This is a genomic window from Bradyrhizobium sp. MOS002 (genome assembly GCF_003020115.1).
Lineage (GTDB): Bacteria > Pseudomonadota > Alphaproteobacteria > Rhizobiales > Xanthobacteraceae > Bradyrhizobium.
In genome coordinates, this window is the sequence record NZ_PYFX01000002.1 from 537,979 (window position 1) to 557,734 (window position 19,756).

17 protein-coding genes and 1 other RNA gene are annotated in these 19,756 nt (G+C 64.0%); 5 read left to right on the top strand and 13 right to left on the bottom strand.

The window, feature by feature from the left end; all coding sequences use genetic code 11:
* From C7G41_RS07195 to tkt, 9 genes are all read right to left on the bottom strand, one after another.
* The gene (locus tag C7G41_RS07195) at positions 1-792 is read right to left on the bottom strand and encodes an inositol monophosphatase family protein (protein WP_106941897.1); all 792 of its coding nucleotides are present in this window, start codon (positions 790-792) and stop codon (positions 1-3) included.
* A 111-nt stretch (positions 793-903) separates the two neighbouring features.
* Positions 904-1,986 carry a tetratricopeptide repeat protein gene (locus C7G41_RS07200; protein WP_106941898.1) on the bottom strand — a complete coding sequence of 361 codons (1,083 nt, stop codon included), beginning with the start codon at positions 1,984-1,986 and terminating at the stop codon, positions 904-906.
* Positions 1,987-1,994: 8 nt separating this feature from the next.
* Complete coding sequence (locus C7G41_RS07205; protein WP_106941899.1) at positions 1,995-2,669, bottom strand: thiamine phosphate synthase; 675 nt, start codon at positions 2,667-2,669, stop codon at positions 1,995-1,997.
* Positions 2,670-2,672: 3 nt separating this feature from the next.
* Complete coding sequence (locus tag C7G41_RS07210; RefSeq protein ID WP_106941900.1) at positions 2,673-3,698, bottom strand: class I fructose-bisphosphate aldolase; 1,026 nt, start codon at positions 3,696-3,698, stop codon at positions 2,673-2,675.
* Between the two features lie 158 nt (positions 3,699-3,856).
* A complete protein-coding gene (fba, locus tag C7G41_RS07215) occupies positions 3,857-4,924 on the bottom strand; it encodes a class II fructose-bisphosphate aldolase (RefSeq protein ID WP_106941901.1) in 1,068 nt (355 codons plus the stop codon).
* A gap of 67 nt (positions 4,925-4,991) precedes the next feature.
* A complete protein-coding gene (pgk, locus tag C7G41_RS07220) occupies positions 4,992-6,188 on the bottom strand; it encodes a phosphoglycerate kinase (protein ID WP_106941902.1) in 1,197 nt (398 codons plus the stop codon).
* Complete coding sequence (locus tag C7G41_RS37310) at positions 6,185-6,343, bottom strand: hypothetical protein (RefSeq protein WP_158267991.1); 159 nt, start codon at positions 6,341-6,343, stop codon at positions 6,185-6,187. Before C7G41_RS37310 ends, pgk begins: the two co-directional genes overlap by 4 nt.
* A 33-nt stretch (positions 6,344-6,376) precedes the next feature.
* On the bottom strand, positions 6,377-7,384 hold the full coding sequence (gene gap, locus C7G41_RS07225; RefSeq protein ID WP_106941903.1) for a type I glyceraldehyde-3-phosphate dehydrogenase: 1,008 nt from the start codon (positions 7,382-7,384) through the stop codon (positions 6,377-6,379).
* 146 nt (positions 7,385-7,530) lie between these two features.
* Positions 7,531-9,516: a transketolase gene (gene tkt, locus C7G41_RS07230; protein ID WP_106941904.1), complete on the bottom strand. Its 1,986-nt coding sequence runs from the start codon at positions 9,514-9,516 to the stop codon at positions 7,531-7,533.
* 403 nt (positions 9,517-9,919) lie between these two features.
* Here tkt and C7G41_RS07235 point away from each other — a divergent pair, with 403 nt between their 5' ends.
* The 5 genes from C7G41_RS07235 (at position 9,920) to C7G41_RS07255 (ending at position 12,419) form a co-directional block, all read left to right on the top strand.
* Complete coding sequence (locus C7G41_RS07235; RefSeq protein WP_026232773.1) at positions 9,920-10,240, top strand: DUF4164 domain-containing protein; 321 nt, start codon at positions 9,920-9,922, stop codon at positions 10,238-10,240.
* Positions 10,237-10,620 carry a cell division protein ZapA gene (locus C7G41_RS07240; RefSeq protein WP_007599950.1) on the top strand — a complete coding sequence of 128 codons (384 nt, stop codon included), beginning with the start codon at positions 10,237-10,239 and terminating at the stop codon, positions 10,618-10,620. Before C7G41_RS07235 ends, C7G41_RS07240 begins: the two co-directional genes overlap by 4 nt.
* Positions 10,621-10,668: 48 nt before the next feature.
* A non-coding RNA gene (gene ssrS / locus C7G41_RS07245) (6S RNA) lies at positions 10,669-10,828 on the top strand.
* Positions 10,829-11,020: 192 nt separating this feature from the next.
* On the top strand, positions 11,021-11,617 hold the full coding sequence (locus C7G41_RS07250) for a 5-formyltetrahydrofolate cyclo-ligase (RefSeq protein ID WP_106941905.1): 597 nt from the start codon (positions 11,021-11,023) through the stop codon (positions 11,615-11,617).
* Positions 11,595-12,419 (top strand): TIGR00282 family metallophosphoesterase, encoded by an 825-nt coding sequence (locus C7G41_RS07255; protein WP_199198236.1) that lies wholly within the window; start codon positions 11,595-11,597, stop codon positions 12,417-12,419. The genes C7G41_RS07250 and C7G41_RS07255 overlap by 23 nt, the downstream gene beginning before the upstream one ends.
* Positions 12,420-12,586: 167 nt before the next feature.
* Here the strand turns inward: C7G41_RS07255 and C7G41_RS07265 are convergent, their stop codons facing one another.
* The 4 genes from C7G41_RS07265 to C7G41_RS07285 form a co-directional block, all read right to left on the bottom strand.
* Positions 12,587-13,930, bottom strand: a complete 1,344-nt coding sequence (locus C7G41_RS07265; RefSeq protein ID WP_106941906.1) for a cytochrome c — start codon at positions 13,928-13,930, stop codon at positions 12,587-12,589.
* Entirely contained in the window at positions 13,927-16,095 is a 2,169-nt protein-coding gene (locus C7G41_RS07270) for a xanthine dehydrogenase family protein molybdopterin-binding subunit (protein WP_199198237.1), read from the bottom strand. Before C7G41_RS07270 ends, C7G41_RS07265 begins: the two co-directional genes overlap by 4 nt.
* A gap of 8 nt (positions 16,096-16,103) precedes the next feature.
* The gene (locus tag C7G41_RS07275) at positions 16,104-16,565 is read right to left on the bottom strand and encodes a (2Fe-2S)-binding protein (RefSeq protein ID WP_199198238.1); all 462 of its coding nucleotides are present in this window, start codon (positions 16,563-16,565) and stop codon (positions 16,104-16,106) included.
* 674 nt (positions 16,566-17,239) lie between these two features.
* The gene (locus tag C7G41_RS07285; RefSeq protein WP_106942188.1) at positions 17,240-19,129 is read right to left on the bottom strand and encodes a sensor histidine kinase; all 1,890 of its coding nucleotides are present in this window, start codon (positions 19,127-19,129) and stop codon (positions 17,240-17,242) included.
* Positions 19,130-19,756 lie beyond the last annotated feature (627 nt).

The window sequence follows — 19,756 nt, forward strand, 5'->3', positions numbered from 1 at the left end:
CTACGCCGGCTTCCGCAAAATCTTCACCAGCTCCCCGTGCACGTATTCATTCCCGCACACGACATTGCCCGTCACCAGCGCGTCGCCCGGCGTGTCGATGTCGGTGACCGTGCCGCCCGCTTCGCGCACCATGATGATGCCGGCGGCGACGTCCCAGGATTGCAAGTTGCGTTCCCAGTAGCCGTCGAGGCGGCCGGCGGCGACGAAGGCGAGGTCGAGGGAGGCCGCGCCGAAGCGGCGCAAGCCGGCGACGCGCTCCTGCATCGCGGTCATCTCGCGGCGGAATTCCTCGTGGTCGCCGCGGCCGATATGGGGCAGGCCGCAGGCCACCACGCATTCGTTGAGCTGGCGGCGGCCGGCCACGCGCAGGCGCTGGTCGTTGAGGAAGGCGCCCTTGCCGCGTTCGGCGATGTAGAGCTCATCATTGGCGGGATTGTAGATCACGCCGGCGATGATCGTGCCTTCGCGCGAAAGCCCGATCGAGATCGCGAATTGCGGGATGCCGTGCAGGAAGTTGGTCGTGCCGTCGAGCGGATCGACGATCCAGGTGTGGCTCTTGTCGGAGCCCTCGCGCGTGCCGCCTTCCTCGCCGATGAAGCCGTAGCCAGGCCGCGCCTTGGCGAGGTCCTGGTAGAGGATCTCCTCGGCGCGCTTGTCGGCCAGCGAGACGAAATTCGCCGGTCCCTTTAGCGAGACCTGGAGATGCTCGATCTCGCCGAGATCGCGCTTGAGGCTGCGGCCGGCGCGGCGCGCGGCCTTGACCATGACGTTGATAGTTGCGGAATACAGCATGAGCTCTGGTCTTGATCGGGGGAAATGGCGCGAAATCGCACCTGTTTGAGGGATGGGGTGCCCTGCGAGGGGGCCAACGTCAAGTCATTGCTTCAGTTCATTCGGCGCCAGTCATTTGGGCCCTAGCCATTTCCTGGCGGCAGCCTCGGCCTTGGCCCGGTCCTCGGCCGGCAAATCGGACAATTGCTTGTCCAGCTCCGGATCGCCCTTGCCGGCGGTCTTGGCCACCAGATGCCATTTGAAGCCCTCGACCTTGTCCACGGCCGTGCCCATGCCGTTGATCAGCACCCAGGCCAGCCGGTTCTGCGCGATCGCGCTGCCCTGGCGGGACGCCTTGCGGAGCAGGGCTACGGCTGCCGGCTGGTTCTTCGGCGTGCCGGTGCCGTTGAACAGCGCGATGGCGTATTCGACCTCGGCATCGACGTTGTCGGTCAGCGTGGCGACCTGGAGCAGACGCACCGCCCGTTCCAGGTCCTTCGGCACGCCGGTGCCCTCCTTGTAGAAGGTCGCGAGCGCGTATTGCGCCTCCGGCAGGCCGGCATCGGCTGCCTGGCGCAGCAGTTCGGCGGAGCGCTTGACGTCCTGCGGCAGGGTCTGGCCGTCGAGATAGAGCAGCGCGAGATTATAGGCCGCCTTGGGCTCGCCGAGCTTGGCGGCGGACGCCATCAGCTTGACCGCCTCGTTCTTGTCGACCGGGCCGCCACGGCCGGACATCCTGAGCATGGCGAGCGCGAACATCGCCTCGCGGTCGCCGGCGTCGGAGGCGCGCTTGTACCATTGCTGCGCCTTGGCGTAGTCGCGCCGAATGCCCATGGCGTTGGAATAGAGCTCACCCAACATGGTCATCGCCTTGGCATCGCCGGTCTCGGCACGGGCGGTGGCGAGTTCGAAGGCGGTCTTGTACTGACCGCGCTGATAGGCGCCGTACACCAGATCGACGTTGGGATTGTCGGTCGGAGGCGCCGGGATGACGGTCGCGGGCAGCGCCGGCTTGGGTGAGGCGGCCGGCTTCGGGGAGCTCGATGGCTTCGGTGCCGGCGCGGCCTCCTTCTTCTTGGCGGCCGGGGGCGGCTTGGGCTTCTGCTTTTCGGCCGGCGCGCTCGGCGTTGCCACCGGCGGCGTGATCTGGAGCTGCGCGGCCGCGGGCGCCGTCAAGAGCAGCGTGGCCAGCATGATGATGCGCGGAAGCTTCATGTCGGGGGCTAGCCGTGCTCCTGTTCTGCAAGCGCAGTCGCATGAGCGTTCTTGATCGCAGCGTCGATCTCGACCAGCGCGGCCTTGGGTCCGCGCGGATCGGCCCAGATGAAGTCGCCCACCAGCACGAAATCGGCGCCGCTGGCGGCGAATTCGTGGGCCTCTTCCAGCGACATGGCAAAGCCGACGCAGGGCGGCTCGAACAGCTCGGCCCACCAGTCCAGCCGCTCGGCGATCGCCTGCGACGAGGGGCGCTGGCCCTTTGCATCGGGCTCGCCGAACAGCAAGTAATCCGCGCCGATCTCGCCCGCATCCATGGAATGGTGCCGCGTCGTCAGCCCGCCCACTCCGGCGATGCGATCGGGCTTCAGCGATGGCAGCGCCTCTTTCAGCGCGGCGATGCCGGGCAGATGCGCGCCATCGGCGCCGCCGCGTGCGACGAGCTCAGGATGGCCGTCGACGAGCAGGGCTGCACCCGCTTTCTGAACCGGCGGCGCGAGCGCCTTGATCCGCGAGATCATGGTGCGCTGATCGGTCTCCTTCAGGCGCAGCAGCACGGCCGCGACGTCGGCGGCGGCGAGCAGGCCGGGCAGCTCGGCCAGAAGCGAAGCGGGATCGTCGACGACGGGTGTCGCCAGATAAAGGCGCGGCGCTGGGCGCGGCGGAGGAGATTTGTTCGACAAGATCTAGGCTGCCTTCTGTTCCAGGCTGCTTTGCCATTCGCCCCTGGAGGCGAGGCCATTCATGCGTGCGCGATGACTGAATGCGTTTTGTCCGGCCGCGATGTTCTCGGCCTTGCCCGACCAGGCCTTCTGCGGCGCGGCCTGGAGTGCGCGACCGTAGGAGAAGGTTAGGCCCCAGGGCAGCGGGCCGAGCTTGTGCATGGCGTTGAGATGCGCCGTCGCCTCTTCATCCGACTGACCGCCGGAGAGGAAGGCGATGCCGGGCACCGCCGCGGGCACGCACGCCCTAAGCAGCCGTATCGTCTTCTCCGCGACCTCCTCGACGGAAGCCGGCTTCGCTGACTTCTTGCCGGAGATGGCCATGTTCGGCTTCAGCACCATGCCCTCGAGCGCGACGCGCTGCACGCGCAATTCCTGAAACGTCTTGTTGAGCACACGGCTCGTCACCTCATAGCAGCGATCGATGTCGTGATCGCCGTCCATCAGCACTTCCGGCTCGACGATCGGCACGATCTGCGCGGCCTGGCACAGCGCCGCATAACGTGCCAGCGCGTGGGCGTTGACGCTGATCGCGGTCATCGAGGGGATACCGCTGCCGATGTCAATCACCGCGCGCCATTTGGCGAAGCGTGCGCCGCGCTCGTAATATTTCTTCAGCCGTTCGGCGAGCTTGTCGAGTCCAACGGTGACCAACTCGCCCGGGCACATCGGCAGGGCTTGCGTGCCCTCGTCGACCTTGATGCCGGGAATGGCACCGCTCTGTTCGATCAGCTTGACCAGGGGCGTGCCGTCCTTCGCGTCCTGCCAGATCGTCTCGTCATAGAGGATGACGCCGGAGATGTACCGGCTCATGGCTTCGTTCGAGCGGAACAGCATCTCGCGATAGTCGCGGCGGTTCTCCTCGGTCGATTCCACGCCGATCGCGTCGAAACGTTTCTTGATGGTGCCGGAGGATTCGTCGGCGGCAAGGATGCCCTTGCCGGGCGCGACCATGGCGGTCGCGATCCTGTTGAGCTCAGTCAGATCCATCGAGATATCCTCCCAAAACGATTCTGCCCTTGCGGGTGAAAATAGACCGTTCTCGGGCAAATGCCGAGTTAACGTTCGTCGCAGGGTCAAGGGGGAGGGGGCCTGTTACCTCGCCCCGCTAAGAGCAGGGCGAGGGAGGGATAGAGCGCGCGCCTTGCTTACGCCACCTTCGGGGCGAGCTCGCCCTTGGCGTAGCGCTTGGCCATCTCGGCCGTCGTCAGCACCTTCTTGATCTTGGAGGCTTGGCCGGCGGTATTGAATTCCTGGAGCCGCTGCTTGCACAGCTTGGTCATCGCTTCCATCGCGGGCTTCAGGTACTTGCGGGGATCGAACTCTTCCGGATTGTCCTTGAGCACTTTCCGGATCTGGCCGGTCATCGCCATGCGGTTGTCGGTGTCGATGTTGATCTTGCGCACGCCGTTCTTGATGCCGCGTTGGATCTCGGCCACCGGCACGCCCCAGGTCGGCTTCATCTTGCCGCCATAGGTGTTGATGATGTCCTGGAGGTCCTGCGGCACCGACGAGGAGCCGTGCATGACGAGATGCATGTTCGGCAGCTTGCGGTGGATCTCCTCGATCACGTTCATGGCGAGGATGTCGCCGTCGGGCTTGCGGGTGAATTTGTAGGCGCCGTGAGACGTCCCCATCGCGATCGCGAGCGCGTCGACCTGGGTCTCCTGGACGAACTTCACGGCTTCATCCGGATTGGTCAGGAGCTGGTCGTGGCTCAGCTTGCCCTCGGCGCCGTGGCCGTCTTCCTTGTCGCCCATGCCGGTCTCGAGCGAGCCGAGCACGCCGAGCTCGCCCTCGACCGAGATGCCGCCGAGATGGGCCATGTCGGTCACGGTCTTGGTGACGCCGACATTGTAGGTCCAGTCGGCCGGGCTCTTGCCGTCAGCCTTGAGCGAGCCGTCCATCATGACCGAGGTGAAGCCGGCCTGGATCGCGGTCATGCAGGTGGCCGGCTCGTTACCGTGGTCGAGATGCACGCAGACCGGGATGTGCGGATAGATCTCGGTCACCGCGTCCATCATGTGCTTGAGCATGACGTCGTTGGCGTAGGAGCGCGCACCGCGCGAGGCCTGGATGATGACGGGCGCGTCGACCTGGTTGGCCGCGTCCATGATCGCCAGCGCCTGCTCCATGTTGTTGATGTTGAAGGCCGGGACGCCGTAATCGTTCTCCGCCGCATGGTCGAGCAATTGACGCAACGTGATCCGAGCCATCTGTGTTTTTCTCCCGTTTGGGCCTGCAAGGCCACTGCTTGAAGGCGGCTGACGATTTGCCGACCGATTACTTGATGCGCAGAACTTCGACGCCGGGCAGGGGCTTGCCTTCCATCCATTCAAGAAATGCGCCACCGGCGGTCGAGACATAGGTGAACTGACCGGCCACGTGGGCCTGGTTGAGGGCCGCGACGGTGTCGCCGCCGCCCGCGATCGAGATCAGCTTCTTGGCCTTGGTGCGCTCGGCCGCATGCTTGGCGGCGGACATCGTACCGCGGTCGAACGGCTGCATCTCGAAGGCACCGAGCGGTCCGTTCCAGACCAGCGTCGCCGCATCGTCGATCGCGGCGTGGACGCGTGCGATCGATTGCGGGCCGACGTCGAGGATCATGCCGTCGGCCGGGATCGCGTCGAGGCCGTAGGCGTGCGACGGCGCGTTGGCCGCGAAGTGATAGGCGACGGTGGCGTCGACCGGCAGGATGATGGCGCAATTGGCGGCTTCCGCCTTTTCCATGATGCGCAGCGCGGTCGCGGCGAGATCCTTCTCGGCCAGCGACTTGCCGATGCCGACGCCCTGGGCGTGCAGGAAGGTATTGGCCATGCCGCCGCCGATCACCAGCGCGTCGACCTTGGTCACCAGGTTTTCGAGCAGGTCGATCTTGGTCGAGACCTTGGCGCCGCCGATGATCGCGATGACGGGCTTGGTCGGTGAGCCCAGCGCCTTCTCCAGCGCGACCAGTTCGGCCTGCATGGTGCGGCCGGCATAGGCCGGCAGCTTGTGGCCGAGGCCTTCGGTCGAGGCGTGGGCGCGGTGCGCGGCCGAGAACGCGTCGTTGACCCAGATGTCGCCGAGTTTTGCGAGCTCCGCGACGAAGGCGGGATCGTTCTTCTCTTCCTCTTTGTGGAAGCGGGTGTTTTCCAGACAGAGGATGTCGCCGTCGTTCAGAGCCGCGACCGCCGTGGCGGCGGGTTCGCCGATGCAGTCGTCGGCGAAGGCGACGGGCTTCTTCACCACCTTCGCGAGCGCCTCGGCAACCGGCCTGAGCGACTCCTTGGCATCGCGTCCCTTCGGCCGGCCGAAATGCGCCAGCAGGATGACCTTGCCGCCCTTGTCCGAGATTTCGGTGATGGTCGGCACCACGCGCTCGAGCCGGGTCGCGTCGCTGACGCGGCCGTTGTCCATGGGAACGTTGAGATCGACGCGGAGCAGCACGCGCTTGCCCTTCACGTCGACATCGTCGAGGGTGTGGAATTTGTTGGTCACGAGGGATCCCCTGAACCGCCTTGGGTAATGTTGGGCCAGTCCTCGATCTTCCGATCCGGATCGGGCTTGATCTTCAAGCCCGATCGCAAGAACAGGAACAACAGGCCGCCCATCAACGCCAAGAGGAGCGCGAGGGCGACGAGTTGCGAGGTCATGGCGTTCTCCGGCTGTGCCGTGACGCGTGTTGCTTAGATCACTTTCGACATCGCAACGGCGGTGTCCGCCATGCGATTCGAGAAGCCCCACTCGTTGTCATACCAGGACATCACGCGCACCAGCGTGCCGTTCTGCACCTTGGTCTGGTCCTCGTGGAACGTCGAGGAGTGCGGGTCGTGGTTGAAGTCGATCGAGACGTTCGGCGCGCTGGTGTAGCCGAGGATGCCCTTGAGCTGCTGCTCGGAGGCGCGCTTCATCGCCGCGTTGATTTCCTTGACGTCGGTGGCGCGCTTGGCGACGATCTTGAGGTCGACGACCGAGACGTTCGGGGTCGGCACGCGGATCGCGACGCCGTCGAGCTTGCCCTTCAGTTCCGGCAGCACGAGGCCGATCGCCTTCGCCGCGCCGGTCGAGGTCGGGATCATCGACATCGCAGCCGCGCGGCCGCGATAGAGATCCTTGTGCATGGTGTCGAGCGTCGGCTGGTCGCCGGTATAGGCATGGATGGTGGTCATGAAGCCGGTCTCGATGCCGACGAGGTCGTTCAGCACCTTGGCGATCGGCGCAAGACAGTTGGTGGTGCAGGAGCCGTTGGAGACGACCAGATGTTCCCGGGTCAGCGTGTCGTGGTTGACGCCGTAGACGATGGTGGCGTCGGCGCCGTCGGCGGGCGCGGAGACCAGCACGCGCTTGGCGCCGGCGGTCAGATGCGCAGAGGCCTTGTCCTTCGAGGTGAAGATGCCGGTGCATTCCATCGCGATGTCGATGCCGAGATCCTTCCAGGGCAGCTTCGAGGGATCGCGCTCGGCGGTCACCTTGATCTTGTTGCCGCCGAGGCTGATCGTGTCGCCATCGACGGTCACGGTGCCGGGGAAGCGGCCATGGACGCTGTCGAAGCGAAGCAGATGAGCGTTGGTCTCGACCGGGCCGAGGTCGTTGATGCCGACGACCTCGATGTCCTTGCGGCCGGACTCGGCGATGGCCCGCAGGATGTTGCGGCCGATGCGGCCAAAACCGTTGATTCCGACGCGGACTGCCATGTTTCGTCTCCTTCAATGACCGTTGTCATCCCGCACAACGCGCTAGCGCGCCTGCGAGGGTTTTTTTAGGGCGGACGCCCGGTTCGGCCGGGCGGGGCTTGATCATATGAGAGTTAGGTAGTCCTTTTTTTCGGCAATCTCAACTCTCAGGAAACGCGTTTCAGAACGGCGTTAACCGCGGCCTCGGCGGTAATGCCAAAGTGCTGGAATACCTTGTTGAGAGGGGCGCTGGCGCCGAAGGAGTGCATGCCGATAAATTCGCCATCCTGGCCGATCACGGCGTCCCAGCCCCAGCGCACGGCGGCCTCGATCGCGACCTTGATGGGGGCGTTGCCGATGATCTCGTCGCGGCGCTCCTTTGGTTGCGCTAGCAGCAGCTCGAGCGAGGGAACCGAAACCACCCGGGTCGGAATGCCGCGCTCGGCGAGCTGCTTCTGGGCGGCCACGGCCATCTCCACTTCGGAGCCCGAGGCGAACAGCGTCGCCTTGGCTTCGCCCTGGGCGGCCACCAGCTCGTAGGCACCAAACCGGCAGGGGCTCTCGTTCGGTGCGGTGGTGCGCAGTTGCGGCAGGTTCTGCCGGGTCAGCGCCAGCACTGTCGGACCGTCGATGCGGTTGAGCGCGAGCTCCCAGCACTCGGCGACCTCGATGGAATCGCAAGGGCGGAACACGCGCATGTTCGGAATGGCGCGAAGCGCCGAGAGATGCTCGACCGGCTGATGAGTCGGGCCGTCTTCGCCGAGACCGATGGAATCATGGGTCATCACATAAACGACCCCGGTCCCCATCAACGCGGCGAGCCGCATCGCGGGCCGCGCATAATCCGTGAACACCAGGAAGGTCGCGCCGTTCGGCGCAAAACCGCCGTGCAGGAAGATGCCGTTCATCGCCGCACACATGCCGTGTTCGCGGATGCCGTAATGGATGAAGCGGCCCTTCGGCGTCTTGGCCGAGAACGCAGTCGCCGACTTCGCCTTGTTGTTGTTGGAGCCGGTGAGGTCGGCCGAGCCCGCCAGAAATTCCATCGGCATCGCGCCGGCAATCACTTCGATCACGGCTTCGGAGGATTTGCGGGTCGCCGCATTCATCGGCTTTTCCAACAGCTCCTTCTTGTAGCCCTTGAACGCCTTTGCCAGCGCTGCTGGCCGCTCGTGGCGCAGGCGACGCTCGAACTCGGCGCGCTTGCGGCTGCCGAGTTCACCGAGCCTTGCTTCCCATTCCTGTCGTGCCGCCGCGCCACGGCTGCCGGCCGCGCGCCAGGCCTTCAGCACGTCGTCGGGCACCGAGAACGGCTCCAGCGAAATGCCGAGATTTTCCTTGGCGGCCTTGAGTTCGTCGGCGCCGAGCGCCTCGCCGTGCACCTTGTTGGTGCCGGCCTTGTGCGGGGCGCCGAAGCCGATGGTGGTGCGGCAGGCGATCAGCGTGGGCTTGTTTGATTTCTGCGCGCGCGTGATCGCGGCTGATATCGCGGCCTGGTCGTGGCCGTCGATCTTCTCGGCGGCCCAGCCGCACGCCTTGAACCGCTTCACCTGGTCGACGGAGTCGGAGATCGAGGTCGGGCCGTCGATCGAGATGCCGTTGTCGTCGTAGAGCACGATCAGCTTGTTGAGCTTCCAGTGCCCGGCCATCGCGATGGCTTCCTGCGACACGCCTTCCATCAGGTCGCCGTCCGAGGCCAGCACGTAGGTGTGATGGTCGACGATCTTCTTGCCGAACTCGGCGGCGAGCATCTTCTCGGCGAGCGCCATGCCGACGGCGGTGGAAATGCCCTGGCCGAGCGGACCGGTGGTGGTCTCGATGCCCTTGGTGTGGCCGTGCTCGGGATGTCCCGGCGTCAGCGATCCCAACTGGCGAAAATTCTTGAGCTGGTCGATCGTCATCTCGGGGCTGCCGATCAGATACAGCAGCGAATAGAGCAGCATCGAGCCGTGCCCGGCCGAGAGCACGAAGCGGTCCCGGTCCGGCCAGTCCAGCGCGGCGACGTCGAATTTCAGGAATTGCGTGAACAGCACGGTCGCCATGTCGGCGGCGCCCATCGGCAGGCCGGGATGACCCGATTTCGCCTTCTCGACGCCGTCCATGGCAAGGCCGCGGATCGCATTGGCCATACGGTTGTGATCGACCTGCGTCATGTCTGAAAATCCGTCTGAAATGAGGCGCTTGTGGCTGGATTTGGCCGCGCCGGAAGGAGCCTTTCGGCCGCTGGGGTCGCGGCTGGGATAGCATCTCGGTTCCGACAGGCCAAGGCAATCAAACGCCGGTTTGGCGGTAAAAGTTGCTTACGGCATGATCCGGAAAAGTGGAGGCCGGTTTTCCGGCCAGATCATGCCCGGCAGGAACTGATAGATCGGGATGAAGCCCATCCCGATCTATCAGTGCATAGTTTCGTGGCGGCGTTGCGCTCCGCTAGCTTGCCACGTAAATTTCTGCTTCTAACCGCTTGCCGAACCGAGTCTTTTGCCGGACGGCAAGCTCCAAGGTAAATGCCCAAAGGAAAAGTCCAAGGGATAGGCCACAGGTTCCGCCGCTGACTGCATGAACGATCGCGTATCCAACAGCTCTGCCATGACCGAGTCCTCGGCCGTCGAGATCGAGATCGCGACCCGCAGGCTCATGGCGGCGCTCGACTCGCTCGAAAGCGCGGTGGAGCGGCGGCGCGATGCCGATCGCGACGAGAACGAGCTCGCGGCGCGGATTCAGGCGCTGGGCGCTGACCGCTCGCGGCTTGCCGACGAACTCGATGGCGCGCTGGTGAAGGCGCGCAAGCTCGAGCGCTCTAGCCGCGAGATCTCCGATCGGCTGGATTCCGCGATCGTCACGATACGTTCGGTGCTCGATACCGGAGAGGATGGATGAGCCACATCAACGTCACCATCAATGGCCGGCAATACCGCATGGCCTGCGAGGAGGGCCAGGAGGTGCGGCTGCTCAAGCTCGCCGAAAGCCTGGAGACGCGGATTCAGTCGCTGCGCGGAAAGTTCGGCGAGATCGGTGATGCCAGGCTTACCGTGATGGCGGCGCTGACTGTCTGCGACGAATTGGTCGACGCCGGCAACCGCATCCGGACCATGGAGCAGGAGCTGACCGAACTGCGGGATTTCCGCAACGCCGCCGTCGAGCGCGCCCGGTTGACCCAGACCGCGGTCGTGAACGCACTGAACTCTGCGGCCGAGCGCATCGAGAAGTCGACCCAGGTCCTGAACCGGACCGTCGGCAACGGGATCGCCATCGGCTGACCGTTCACCGGGCTGGCGATTCGTCAGCATCGTTGTTACATTGCCCGAGCGGGGCTGCGACGCGCGTCAGGAGCCATTATCCCCGGGGCCTTATCGATCCTTTAGGGAACTGTCCCTGGCCGAGCCCGTGGGCTCGGACATATGGTGCCCACCTACTTTCGTAGGGAACTCCGGGATCGAGTGCTTCAACGGCGTTCGCGGCTTCGCACTTTTGTTTGCTTGGCAATGCGTTTTTGTCGAATGGCTCACGACAAACCGGCAGTGTCATGCCCCGGCTTGACCGGGGCATCCAGTACGCCGTGGCGTCGATGTTTGATTACTGGCGTCTCTGGAATACTGGATCGCCCGCCTCCGCGGGCGATGACGGCGGAGCAAGACTCCGCCTTCGGAGCAAGCGCGCATGTCCAACACCAAAGCCGAACTCCGTGCCAAAGCCCTCGCGGCGCGCGATGCGCTGAGCGACAAGAAACGCACCGCTGCCGCAGCCAAGCTCGCCAAGCGCGGGCTGCCGTTCCAGCTCCTGCCTGGCAGCATCGTGTCAGGCTATTCGCCGATCCGCAGCGAGATCGATCCGATGCCGCTGCTGAAGACGCTCGCCGAGCAGGGCGCCAGGCTGGCACTGCCTTGCGTCACCGCGCGCGGCCAGTCGCTGATCTTCCGCGTCTTCCATCCGAACGATCGCCTGATGCTCGGCCCGCTCGGCATTCCCGAGCCGTCGCCTGGGGCCGCTGAAGTCATTCCCGACATCATGCTGACGCCGCTCGCTGCCTTCGATCGTCTCGGCCATCGCATCGGCTATGGCGCGGGGCACTACGACCACACCTTCGCGCATCTGCGAAAAACCAAGACCATCGTCGGCATCGGGCTCGCTTTTGCAGCGCAGGAGATCAAGGCGGTTCCGGCACTAGCCCACGACGTGGCGCTGGATTATGTGCTAACGGAATCGGACGTATTCGATTTCCGGAGTTCTGAAGTTGCGCATTCTGTTCGTGGGTGATGTCGTCGGCCGTAGCGGCCGCAACGCCATCGCCGAATATCTGCCCGGCATGGTCAAGGATTGGTCGCTCGATTTCGTCGTCGTCAACGGCGAGAATTCCGCCGGCGGCTTCGGCATCACGGAAGCGATCTATCAGGAGTTTCTCGACGCCGGCGCCGACGCGGTGACGCTCGGCAATCACTCCTGGGACCAGCGCGAAGCCCTGGTGTTCATCGAGCGCGCCGAGCGCCTGGTGCGGCCCGCGAACTATCCGCGCGGCACGCCCGGCCGCGGCGCCGCATTGGTCGAGACCAAGAACGGCAAGCACGCGCTGGTCGTCAACGCGCTCGGCCGCGTCTTCATGACCCCGTTCGACGATCCCTTCGCAGCGCTGGAGCGCGAGCTCGGCGCCTGCCCGCTCGGCATTGCCGCGGACGCCATCGTCGTCGATTTTCACTGCGAGGCGAGCAGCGAGAAGCAGGGCATCGGCTTCTTCTGCGACGGCCGCGCCAGCCTCGTCGTCGGCACCCACACCCATGTGCCGACCGCCGACCACCAGATCCTGTCGGGCGGCACCGCCTACATGACCGACGCCGGCATGACCGGCGACTACGATTCCATCATCGGCATGCAGAAGGAAGAGCCGCTGCGCAGGTTCACCTCCGGGATTCCGTCAGGCCGCTTCGAGCCGGCAGCGGGCGCCGCGACGCTGAGCGGCGTCGCCGTGGAGACGGATGACGCGACCGGACTTGCGCTGCGGATTGCACCGGTGCGCGCAGGCGGCAGGCTGGAGCCGGCGACGCCGAGATTCTGGTTGAGCTAGCTCCGCAAACTCAGTGTCGTCCCGGCGAAGGCCGGGACCCATACCGCGTGATCTATCGGTCGCGGACGGTGGCAATCCCGAACGACCAGTCTTCGCCAAACTCCTGCCAGTGGCTATGGGTCCCGGCCTTCGCCGGGACGACGCCGGAGGGTGATGCGAACCTTGCATCACTCCGCCGTCTGCTCCCTCAACTCCGCCACGTCCTTCGCCGTCAGCCTCGAGCCCTTCGCACCGAACCGGGTCGTGACGTAATTCGCCACCGCCGCGATCTCGTCGTCGGTATACGCCTCACCGAAAGCCGGCATCGACAGCGCTCCGTCCGGCGTGTGGCGCTTGGTGCCTGACAGCACGATCTGCGCGACGTTGGTGGCGGCGGGGTCGTTGACGGCCCAGGTGCCGGTCAGCGTCGCCATCGGCGAGACCGGGCTCTCGCCGCTCCAGCCATGGCAGCTGGCGCAGGCGCTGGCGAACACCTTCTTGCCGCGTGCGTCCGCCGTGACGCCATCCTTGTGCGAGGCGGGTGCGACCGGCGCGGTGGTTGCGGGCAGGTCGGGCGAGGGCTGCGGCGGCACGCTGCGCAAGTACGCAACGATGCTTCGGATGTCCTCGGGCGCGAACTGGCTAAAACTGTGGTCGACCGCTTCGCCCATCGGACCCGACGCCGAGCCGTGGCCCGGCGCATGGCCGAGCGACAGATAGGCGATCAGGTCCTCGTCGCGCCAGCTGCCGAGGCCGGTGGCCTTGTCGGAGGAGATGTTGAAGGCGCGCCAGCCGGCCGTGATCGCGCCTGCGAATTTCTTGCGGTTGTCCAGCGCGAAGCCGAGATTGCGCGGCGTATGGCATTCGCCGCAATGCGCCAGCGCCTCCGCGAGATAGGCACCGCGATTCCACTCCGGGCTTTTCGATGTATCGGGCGCAAAGCGCGTATCTGGATTGAACACGGCCGACCAGACAATCATCGCCCAGCGCTGGTTGAACGGGAACGACAGCGTGTTCTCCGGCGGCTTCGCGCGCACCGCCGGAAGGCTGAACAGATAGGCCTTCACCGCCAGCACGTCCTCGTCGGTCATATAGGTGTAGGACGTGTACGGCATCGCCGGATAGAGGCGGGCGCCGTCATGGCGCTTGCCGCGCTGGACGGCGTTGAGAAAATCCTGGTCGCTGTAATTGCCGATGCCGGTGTCCTTGTCCGGCGTGATGTTGGTGGAATAGAGCGTGCCGAACGGCAGCTTGAAGCCGAGCCCGCCGGAATAGTCCTTCTCGCCCGGCTTGGTGTGGCAGACCATGCAGTCGGCGGCCTTGGCGAGATATTCGCCGCGTTCGACCAGGCTCGCCTTCTCCAGCTTGGCCGGTACGCCGGTCGGTTTGCCGGCACGGTAATCCGCCAGCGCCACTTTTGTGCCGCCGGCAAAATCGAGCGGGCCGGGCCCGCGAATGATCCAGACGCCTGATACCACCGCGACAATGGCGATCACGACGAGGCCAGTGAGGATACGCATCTTGCCGCTCATGCCTTTTTCCCCGCAGCCAGCAGTTTCCGATCGATCGGCAGGCGCCGCAGTGCGACGCCGGTTGCCGCGTAAATGGCGTTGCGCAGTGCCGGCGGGCCGGCTGTCGTGCCGGTCTCGCCAATTCCGCCGGGCGCCTCGCCGCTCTTGACGACGTGAACCTCGATCTTGGGTGTCTGGTTGATCCGCAACATCCGGTAGTCATTGAAGTTGGATTGCTGGACGCGCCCCTTGTCGATGGTGATCTCGCCGTAGAGCGCGGCGGTCAGGCCGAAGATCAGCCCGCCCTCGACCTGAGCCACGATCGTATCGGGATTGACGGCGATGCCGGTATCCACCACCGAGGTCGCACGGCGCAGATTGACCTCGCCTTGCTCGTCGACCTCCGCTTCCACCACGGTTGCGATGAAACTTCCGAACGACGGCTGCAGGCACACGCCGCGCCCGACGCGCGCCGGCAAGGGTTGCCCCCAATTGGCCTTCTCTGCCGCGAGATTGAGGACCGACAGGAAGCGCGGTTGATTGGCCAGCATGCCACGGCGAAACTCGACGGGGTCCTTGCCCGCCTTGCGCGCCAGTTCGTCCACGAAGCATTCGACCGCAAACACGTTGTTGTTGGGTCCCACCCCGCGCCAGAACCCGGTCGGTATCGCCGGCGGTTCGGCCCGCACATATTCGACGTGGAAGTTCGGGATCTCGTAGGGCACGTCGGTGGCGCTATCGACCGCGTCGATATCAATGCCCTTCTGGAACGCCGGCGGCAGCCAGCGCGCGATGATCGCAGCGCCGGTGATCTTGTATTTCCAGCTGGCGATCTTGCCGTTGGACAGGGTCGCTGCGATCGTGTCGCGATAGACCGGCCGATAGACGTCGTGCTGAATGTCTTCCTCGCGGGTCCACACCACCTTGACCGGCCCGTCGACCTTCTTGGCGATGCGGACCGCCGTGACCACCATGTCGGGCTCGAGCTTGCGGCCGAAGCCGCCACCGAGCAGGTGCTGGTTGACGGTCACCTTCTCGACCGGAAGCCCGGCGGCCTTGGCCGCCTCCGACTGCACCCGCGCCATGATTTGCGTTCCGGTCCAGATCTCGCAGGAGTCGGGCTTGCAATGCACCGTGGCGTTCAACGGCTCCATCGTTGCGTGGGCGAGGAACGGCAGCTCGAACGAAGCCTCGATCCTTTCGCCGGAGGCGAGGCCCTTGGCGATGTCACCGGTGGATTTGGCGACCACGCCGTCCTTTGCGCTGGCGGCGCGCAGATCGTCCCAGATCGCTTTCGAATTGATCTTCGCGTTCGGTCCCTCGTTCCACTCGATGTCGAGCGCATCCAGGCCTTTCTTCGCCGCCCACATGTGGTCGCCGACGACGGCGACGAGGTCGTCGAGCACGACGATCTGCCGCACGCCCGGAATCTTCTTCGCGGCACGGTCATCGACCTTGCCGATCTTGCCGCCGAAAACCGGGCACTGCGCCAGCGTTGCGAACTTCATGTCCGGCACGATGGCGTCGATGCCGTAGACGGCCCTGCCGTTGACTTTGTCAGGTGTGTCGAGCCGCTTGAACGGCTGGCCGATATAGACGAAATCCTTGGGGTCCTTGAGCGGGACGTCCTTGGGCGGCGTCTGGCTGCTTGCGGCAGCCGCGAGCGCCCCGTAAGCAAGCGTCCGGCCACTGGCCTTGTGGGTCACCGCACCCTTCGACGTCGTGCAACTGGCGGGATCGACTCCCCATTGCGCGGCTGCGGCCTGCACCAGCATGGCGCGCGCGCTGGCGCCGGCTTCCCGCAGCGGTTTCCAGAACGCCCGCACCGACGTGGAGCCTCCGGTGGCCTGAATGATGAAAATGGGATTGCCGTAGAGCTTCTCGTTGGCCGGAGCGTGCAGCAGTTGGACTTTCGACCAGTCCGCGTCGAGCTCTTCCGCCAGGATCATTGAGACCGCGGTGTAGATCCCCTGTCCCATCTCGACCTGCGGCATCACCAGTGTGGTCAGACCTTCGGGATCGATGCGGATGAAGGCATTCGGCGCGAACTTGCCGTCGGTCTTGTCCTCCGGCTGCACTGGCTCGTTGGGGGCGGCGCGCAGCGGCAGGTGGAAGGCGAGCAGGAAGCCGCTCGCGAGGCCGCCGGTCAGAAGCGCGCGGCGGGAAACGTTGTTGTGTGCATTCATGGCGGACCTCAGGACTGGCCGTTGGCGGCGTGCTTGATCGCCTCGCGGATGCGCACATAGGTGCCGCAGCGGCAGATGTTGCCGGCCATCGCGGCGTCGATGTCGGAATCGTCAGGATTGGGCGTTGCCGCCAGCAATGCGGCGGCAGCCATGATCTGGCCGGACTGGCAATAGCCGCACTGGACCACTTCGGCATCGAGCCAGGCTTTCTGTACCTTCGCGCCCGATGGCGTGTTGCCGACGGCTTCGATGGTGGTGATGGCGCGGTTCGCGACGGCGCTGACCGACAGCACGCAGGAGCGCACCGCCTTGCCGTCGACATGCACGGTGCAGGCGCCGCATTGCGCGATGCCGCAGCCGAATTTCGTGCCGGTCATTCCGAGGACGTCGCGCAGGACCCACAGCAGCGGCATGTCAGGTGGCGCGTCGAACGATTTCGTTTCGCCGTTGATGGTGAGAACAGTTGCCATATGCATCCCCTTGCTCGCTCGATCGCTTGCGGCGATCTAGTCAGCGAATTTGCGCGCACAATAATCATATCGATGCGAAACGATGAAGCGTCGACATGTCCGGCAATGCATATTTGCGCGGTGAGCGCGTCAGGCCATGACGTTCACGAATTTGTGCGGCGATCGCTGCGGTGATTTTGGGCTAATTGATATGATAAGCGTCATTTTTTGACGCTTTTTCTTCACAGGCGTCGTTGGTCACCGCAGATGATCGTGCGAATACGCAAAATCATGCGATGACGAAAGTCGTGCGATTGTGGAAGTCGATCGACGGCGCGGATTATCGCATATGAGCAGGGCGGGGCCTGAGCGAGCGCCTCGGCCTTCGAGACGACCGCGTCGCGGTCTCCTCAGGATGAGGCTGACGGGCAGCCGTGCCTGTCGAAATTGCTGCCACAAACTCCGTCCTCATCCTGAGGGCCCGCCGGAGGCGGGCGTCTCGAAGGATGGCCGCAGGGGAGATTCGCAAGTTGGGTAAGAACGATGGCGCCGGCAGGTCGCTGCAATGCCTTAGCCCATCCCACGGCGCGCGCATCCACACATCGCGCTCTTCGTCGGTTGTCAGGATCACCGGAATACCCTTTGGATGGATCGGCTCGATCGCGGCGCGTTCCGCCCACGGGCGCCGTCTTGGATCAACCGACAAAGGGAAGCCTGATCGTGAACGAGGCACCGCCGTGCTCCCGATTGCTCGCTGATATGAACCCGTTGTGGGCTTCGATAATGGTGCGCGCAATGGACAAGCCCATGCCCATGCCTTCCGCTTTGCTGGTGTAAAACGGCTCGAAAACTTGTTTCAATTTGTCTTCTGGAATGCCGGGTCCGCAATCTGATACGGATAGCTCGGCAAATTGATCGACGCGCGCAGTCCGGATGCTGATAGTGCGGCTTTCGTGAGGCGTGTCCTTCATAGCCTCGACCCCGTTCAGCACAAGGTTTAAAATGACTTGTTGAAGCTGAATGCGGTCGCCGAGGATCGGTAGCGCATCGGACGTGATCGCGTTGACCATTTCGAATTTTCGGCTGACGGTTAGCGCCGAAAGAAATCTGACCGTCTCTTGCACAACCTCATTGAGGTCCAATTTCTTCAATTCGAACGGCGCCTTTTTTAGGAGGCTGCGCATCCTGCGAATGACCTCGGTGGCACGCCGGTCATCCTGCAAAATATCGTTTACAATTTCCCTGAGTTCCACAACATCGGAAAGTGCAGCGATATCGGGACGCTGCGATTGCAGGATCGCGGCTGCGGTTTCGGCGTTCGTCAGAATAGACCCAAGCGGCTGGTTGATCTCGTGAGCAATCGAGGCGGTCAGTTCGCCAGCGGTCGCGAAGCGATTAACGTGGGCCAGTTCAGCCATGCGCTGTCGCGACTGTACTTCGGCGAATTGACGCCGACGATGCTCAAATAGCAAAAGCGCGATCAGTCCCGCTTGCGCGAGGACAAGCGCGATAGTGAACGTGATTTGCCACCAATATCGCTCCCACAACGTGGGCTCCCGGAAGTAGACGGCGCTACCGGGCGGCAGATTGCGCTCGGCGATTCCCCACCGCTGCATTTGTCGCCAGTCGAACATAGGCGCGGCCAGCTGGACAAAAGTCGGCTTGATGTCGGCAACATTTTCGCCGTTAAGGATGCGAAGCGCGACTTCCGCCGCCTGCTTGCTTTGTCTGGCGACGACCTGCATTGGTCCACCGACGATGCCCTCTCCAAAAAAACTTTCGTCGTGAAAAAAGATGGGTGCGTTGGCTACGCTGTAAAATCGGGTAAACGCAGTGTTACCCTCATGCGCCACTCCCGCCGCATCGACATTCAATCCGATCCAGAAAATCGCACTGTGCGGGGGAAGGTTGGCCGCATCCTTAAGCATGTCTTCGAAGGAAAGTTCATTGTACCATCGAAACTGGACACGATCCGCGAACCGCGCGGTGGACTTGGCGACCTCGTTACGCCACCAGGTTTCGCTCGGCGAAGCACCGACTACGATGGCAATCATAGTTGTTTGAGGTAGGACCTGCAGGATATTTTCAAAGAAAACGGGATCGTCGTTCGTGATTGCCACGACAGTGTCGTACTTGGTCAATTTATCGAAGTCCACGCGGCGTCGCTCTACCAGGGTGTACAGCATCGGCGTGGTTGGAAAGAGGTCCTTGCGGTGCGCCTGCACGAAATTGGCAGCAGGCGCACCGATCGCGACGATCAGGTCGGGCGGCTGGTCTATATTGAGGGAACGAAGATACTCGACAAATGGGGCGTCTGACTTGTCGCTGCTTCGCCGGGCATTCACCAGCGATTGGTCTTGAAATTCAATGGATGCCCGTCGGCTTAGCTCGGCGCGAAGGGCTTCCGAATAATCAGTCCAAGGTCTGAACCTAAGACCGAATGAATGCAGCATCAGTACTCGCTTTGGCTGTGGATCAGCTGCCGGACTTTGGCCTGTCGTCGCGATCAACAAAGCGATGGTCAACGCAGCGGTGAAGCTCCGCACCCGACAGGTTTGCCATGAGGGAGGCAGCCAGAAAAGCATCGCACTCCGAGCCCCGATCCAAGTGGAGTACCGTATCCGCTCGATTAGATTATCAATAAGTGGAGACAAGGGGAAATTACAGGGCAATTCTGATACAAACAGGTCCGCAAGAGTGGCGTGGGAGTTGGGCGCCGTCTGATCCAACTTGATGACGACCGCCGCGACGACGGTCAACGCCCGCTTTCGAGAGCCGCTGCATCGCGCACCGCCTTGGGTGCACATAGCTGTGTAATTTAGGCCGGTGTGATGATTTGCAAATATATTCATAGCGGGGCGTCGCGCGGTCCCCGCGATAGGCCAGGTCGTGCAGAGTACCTGCAGCCCGATGGCGCAGGTCGCCATCGTCGGACGGTCACCGCCAGCGCTTGCGCGCACAGAGGGTCAAGCCGCGCTATCGCGCGTCGCCACGGATTAATAGGCGCAAATATAGTTTCCGTAAGCATCGTAGCAACTGCGGCGGTACGCAGCAGCGCCAACGGCAGCCGCGCCTACCGCTGCCGCTCCCACACCGTAGCCCCGATAGCCGTAGCCGCGATAACCGCCCCGATAGCCGTAGCCCCGATAGCCTGCGCCGCGCACCGCAACAGCGCCGCCGCCTCGCGGTCCTCGAACTGCGACCGCACCGCC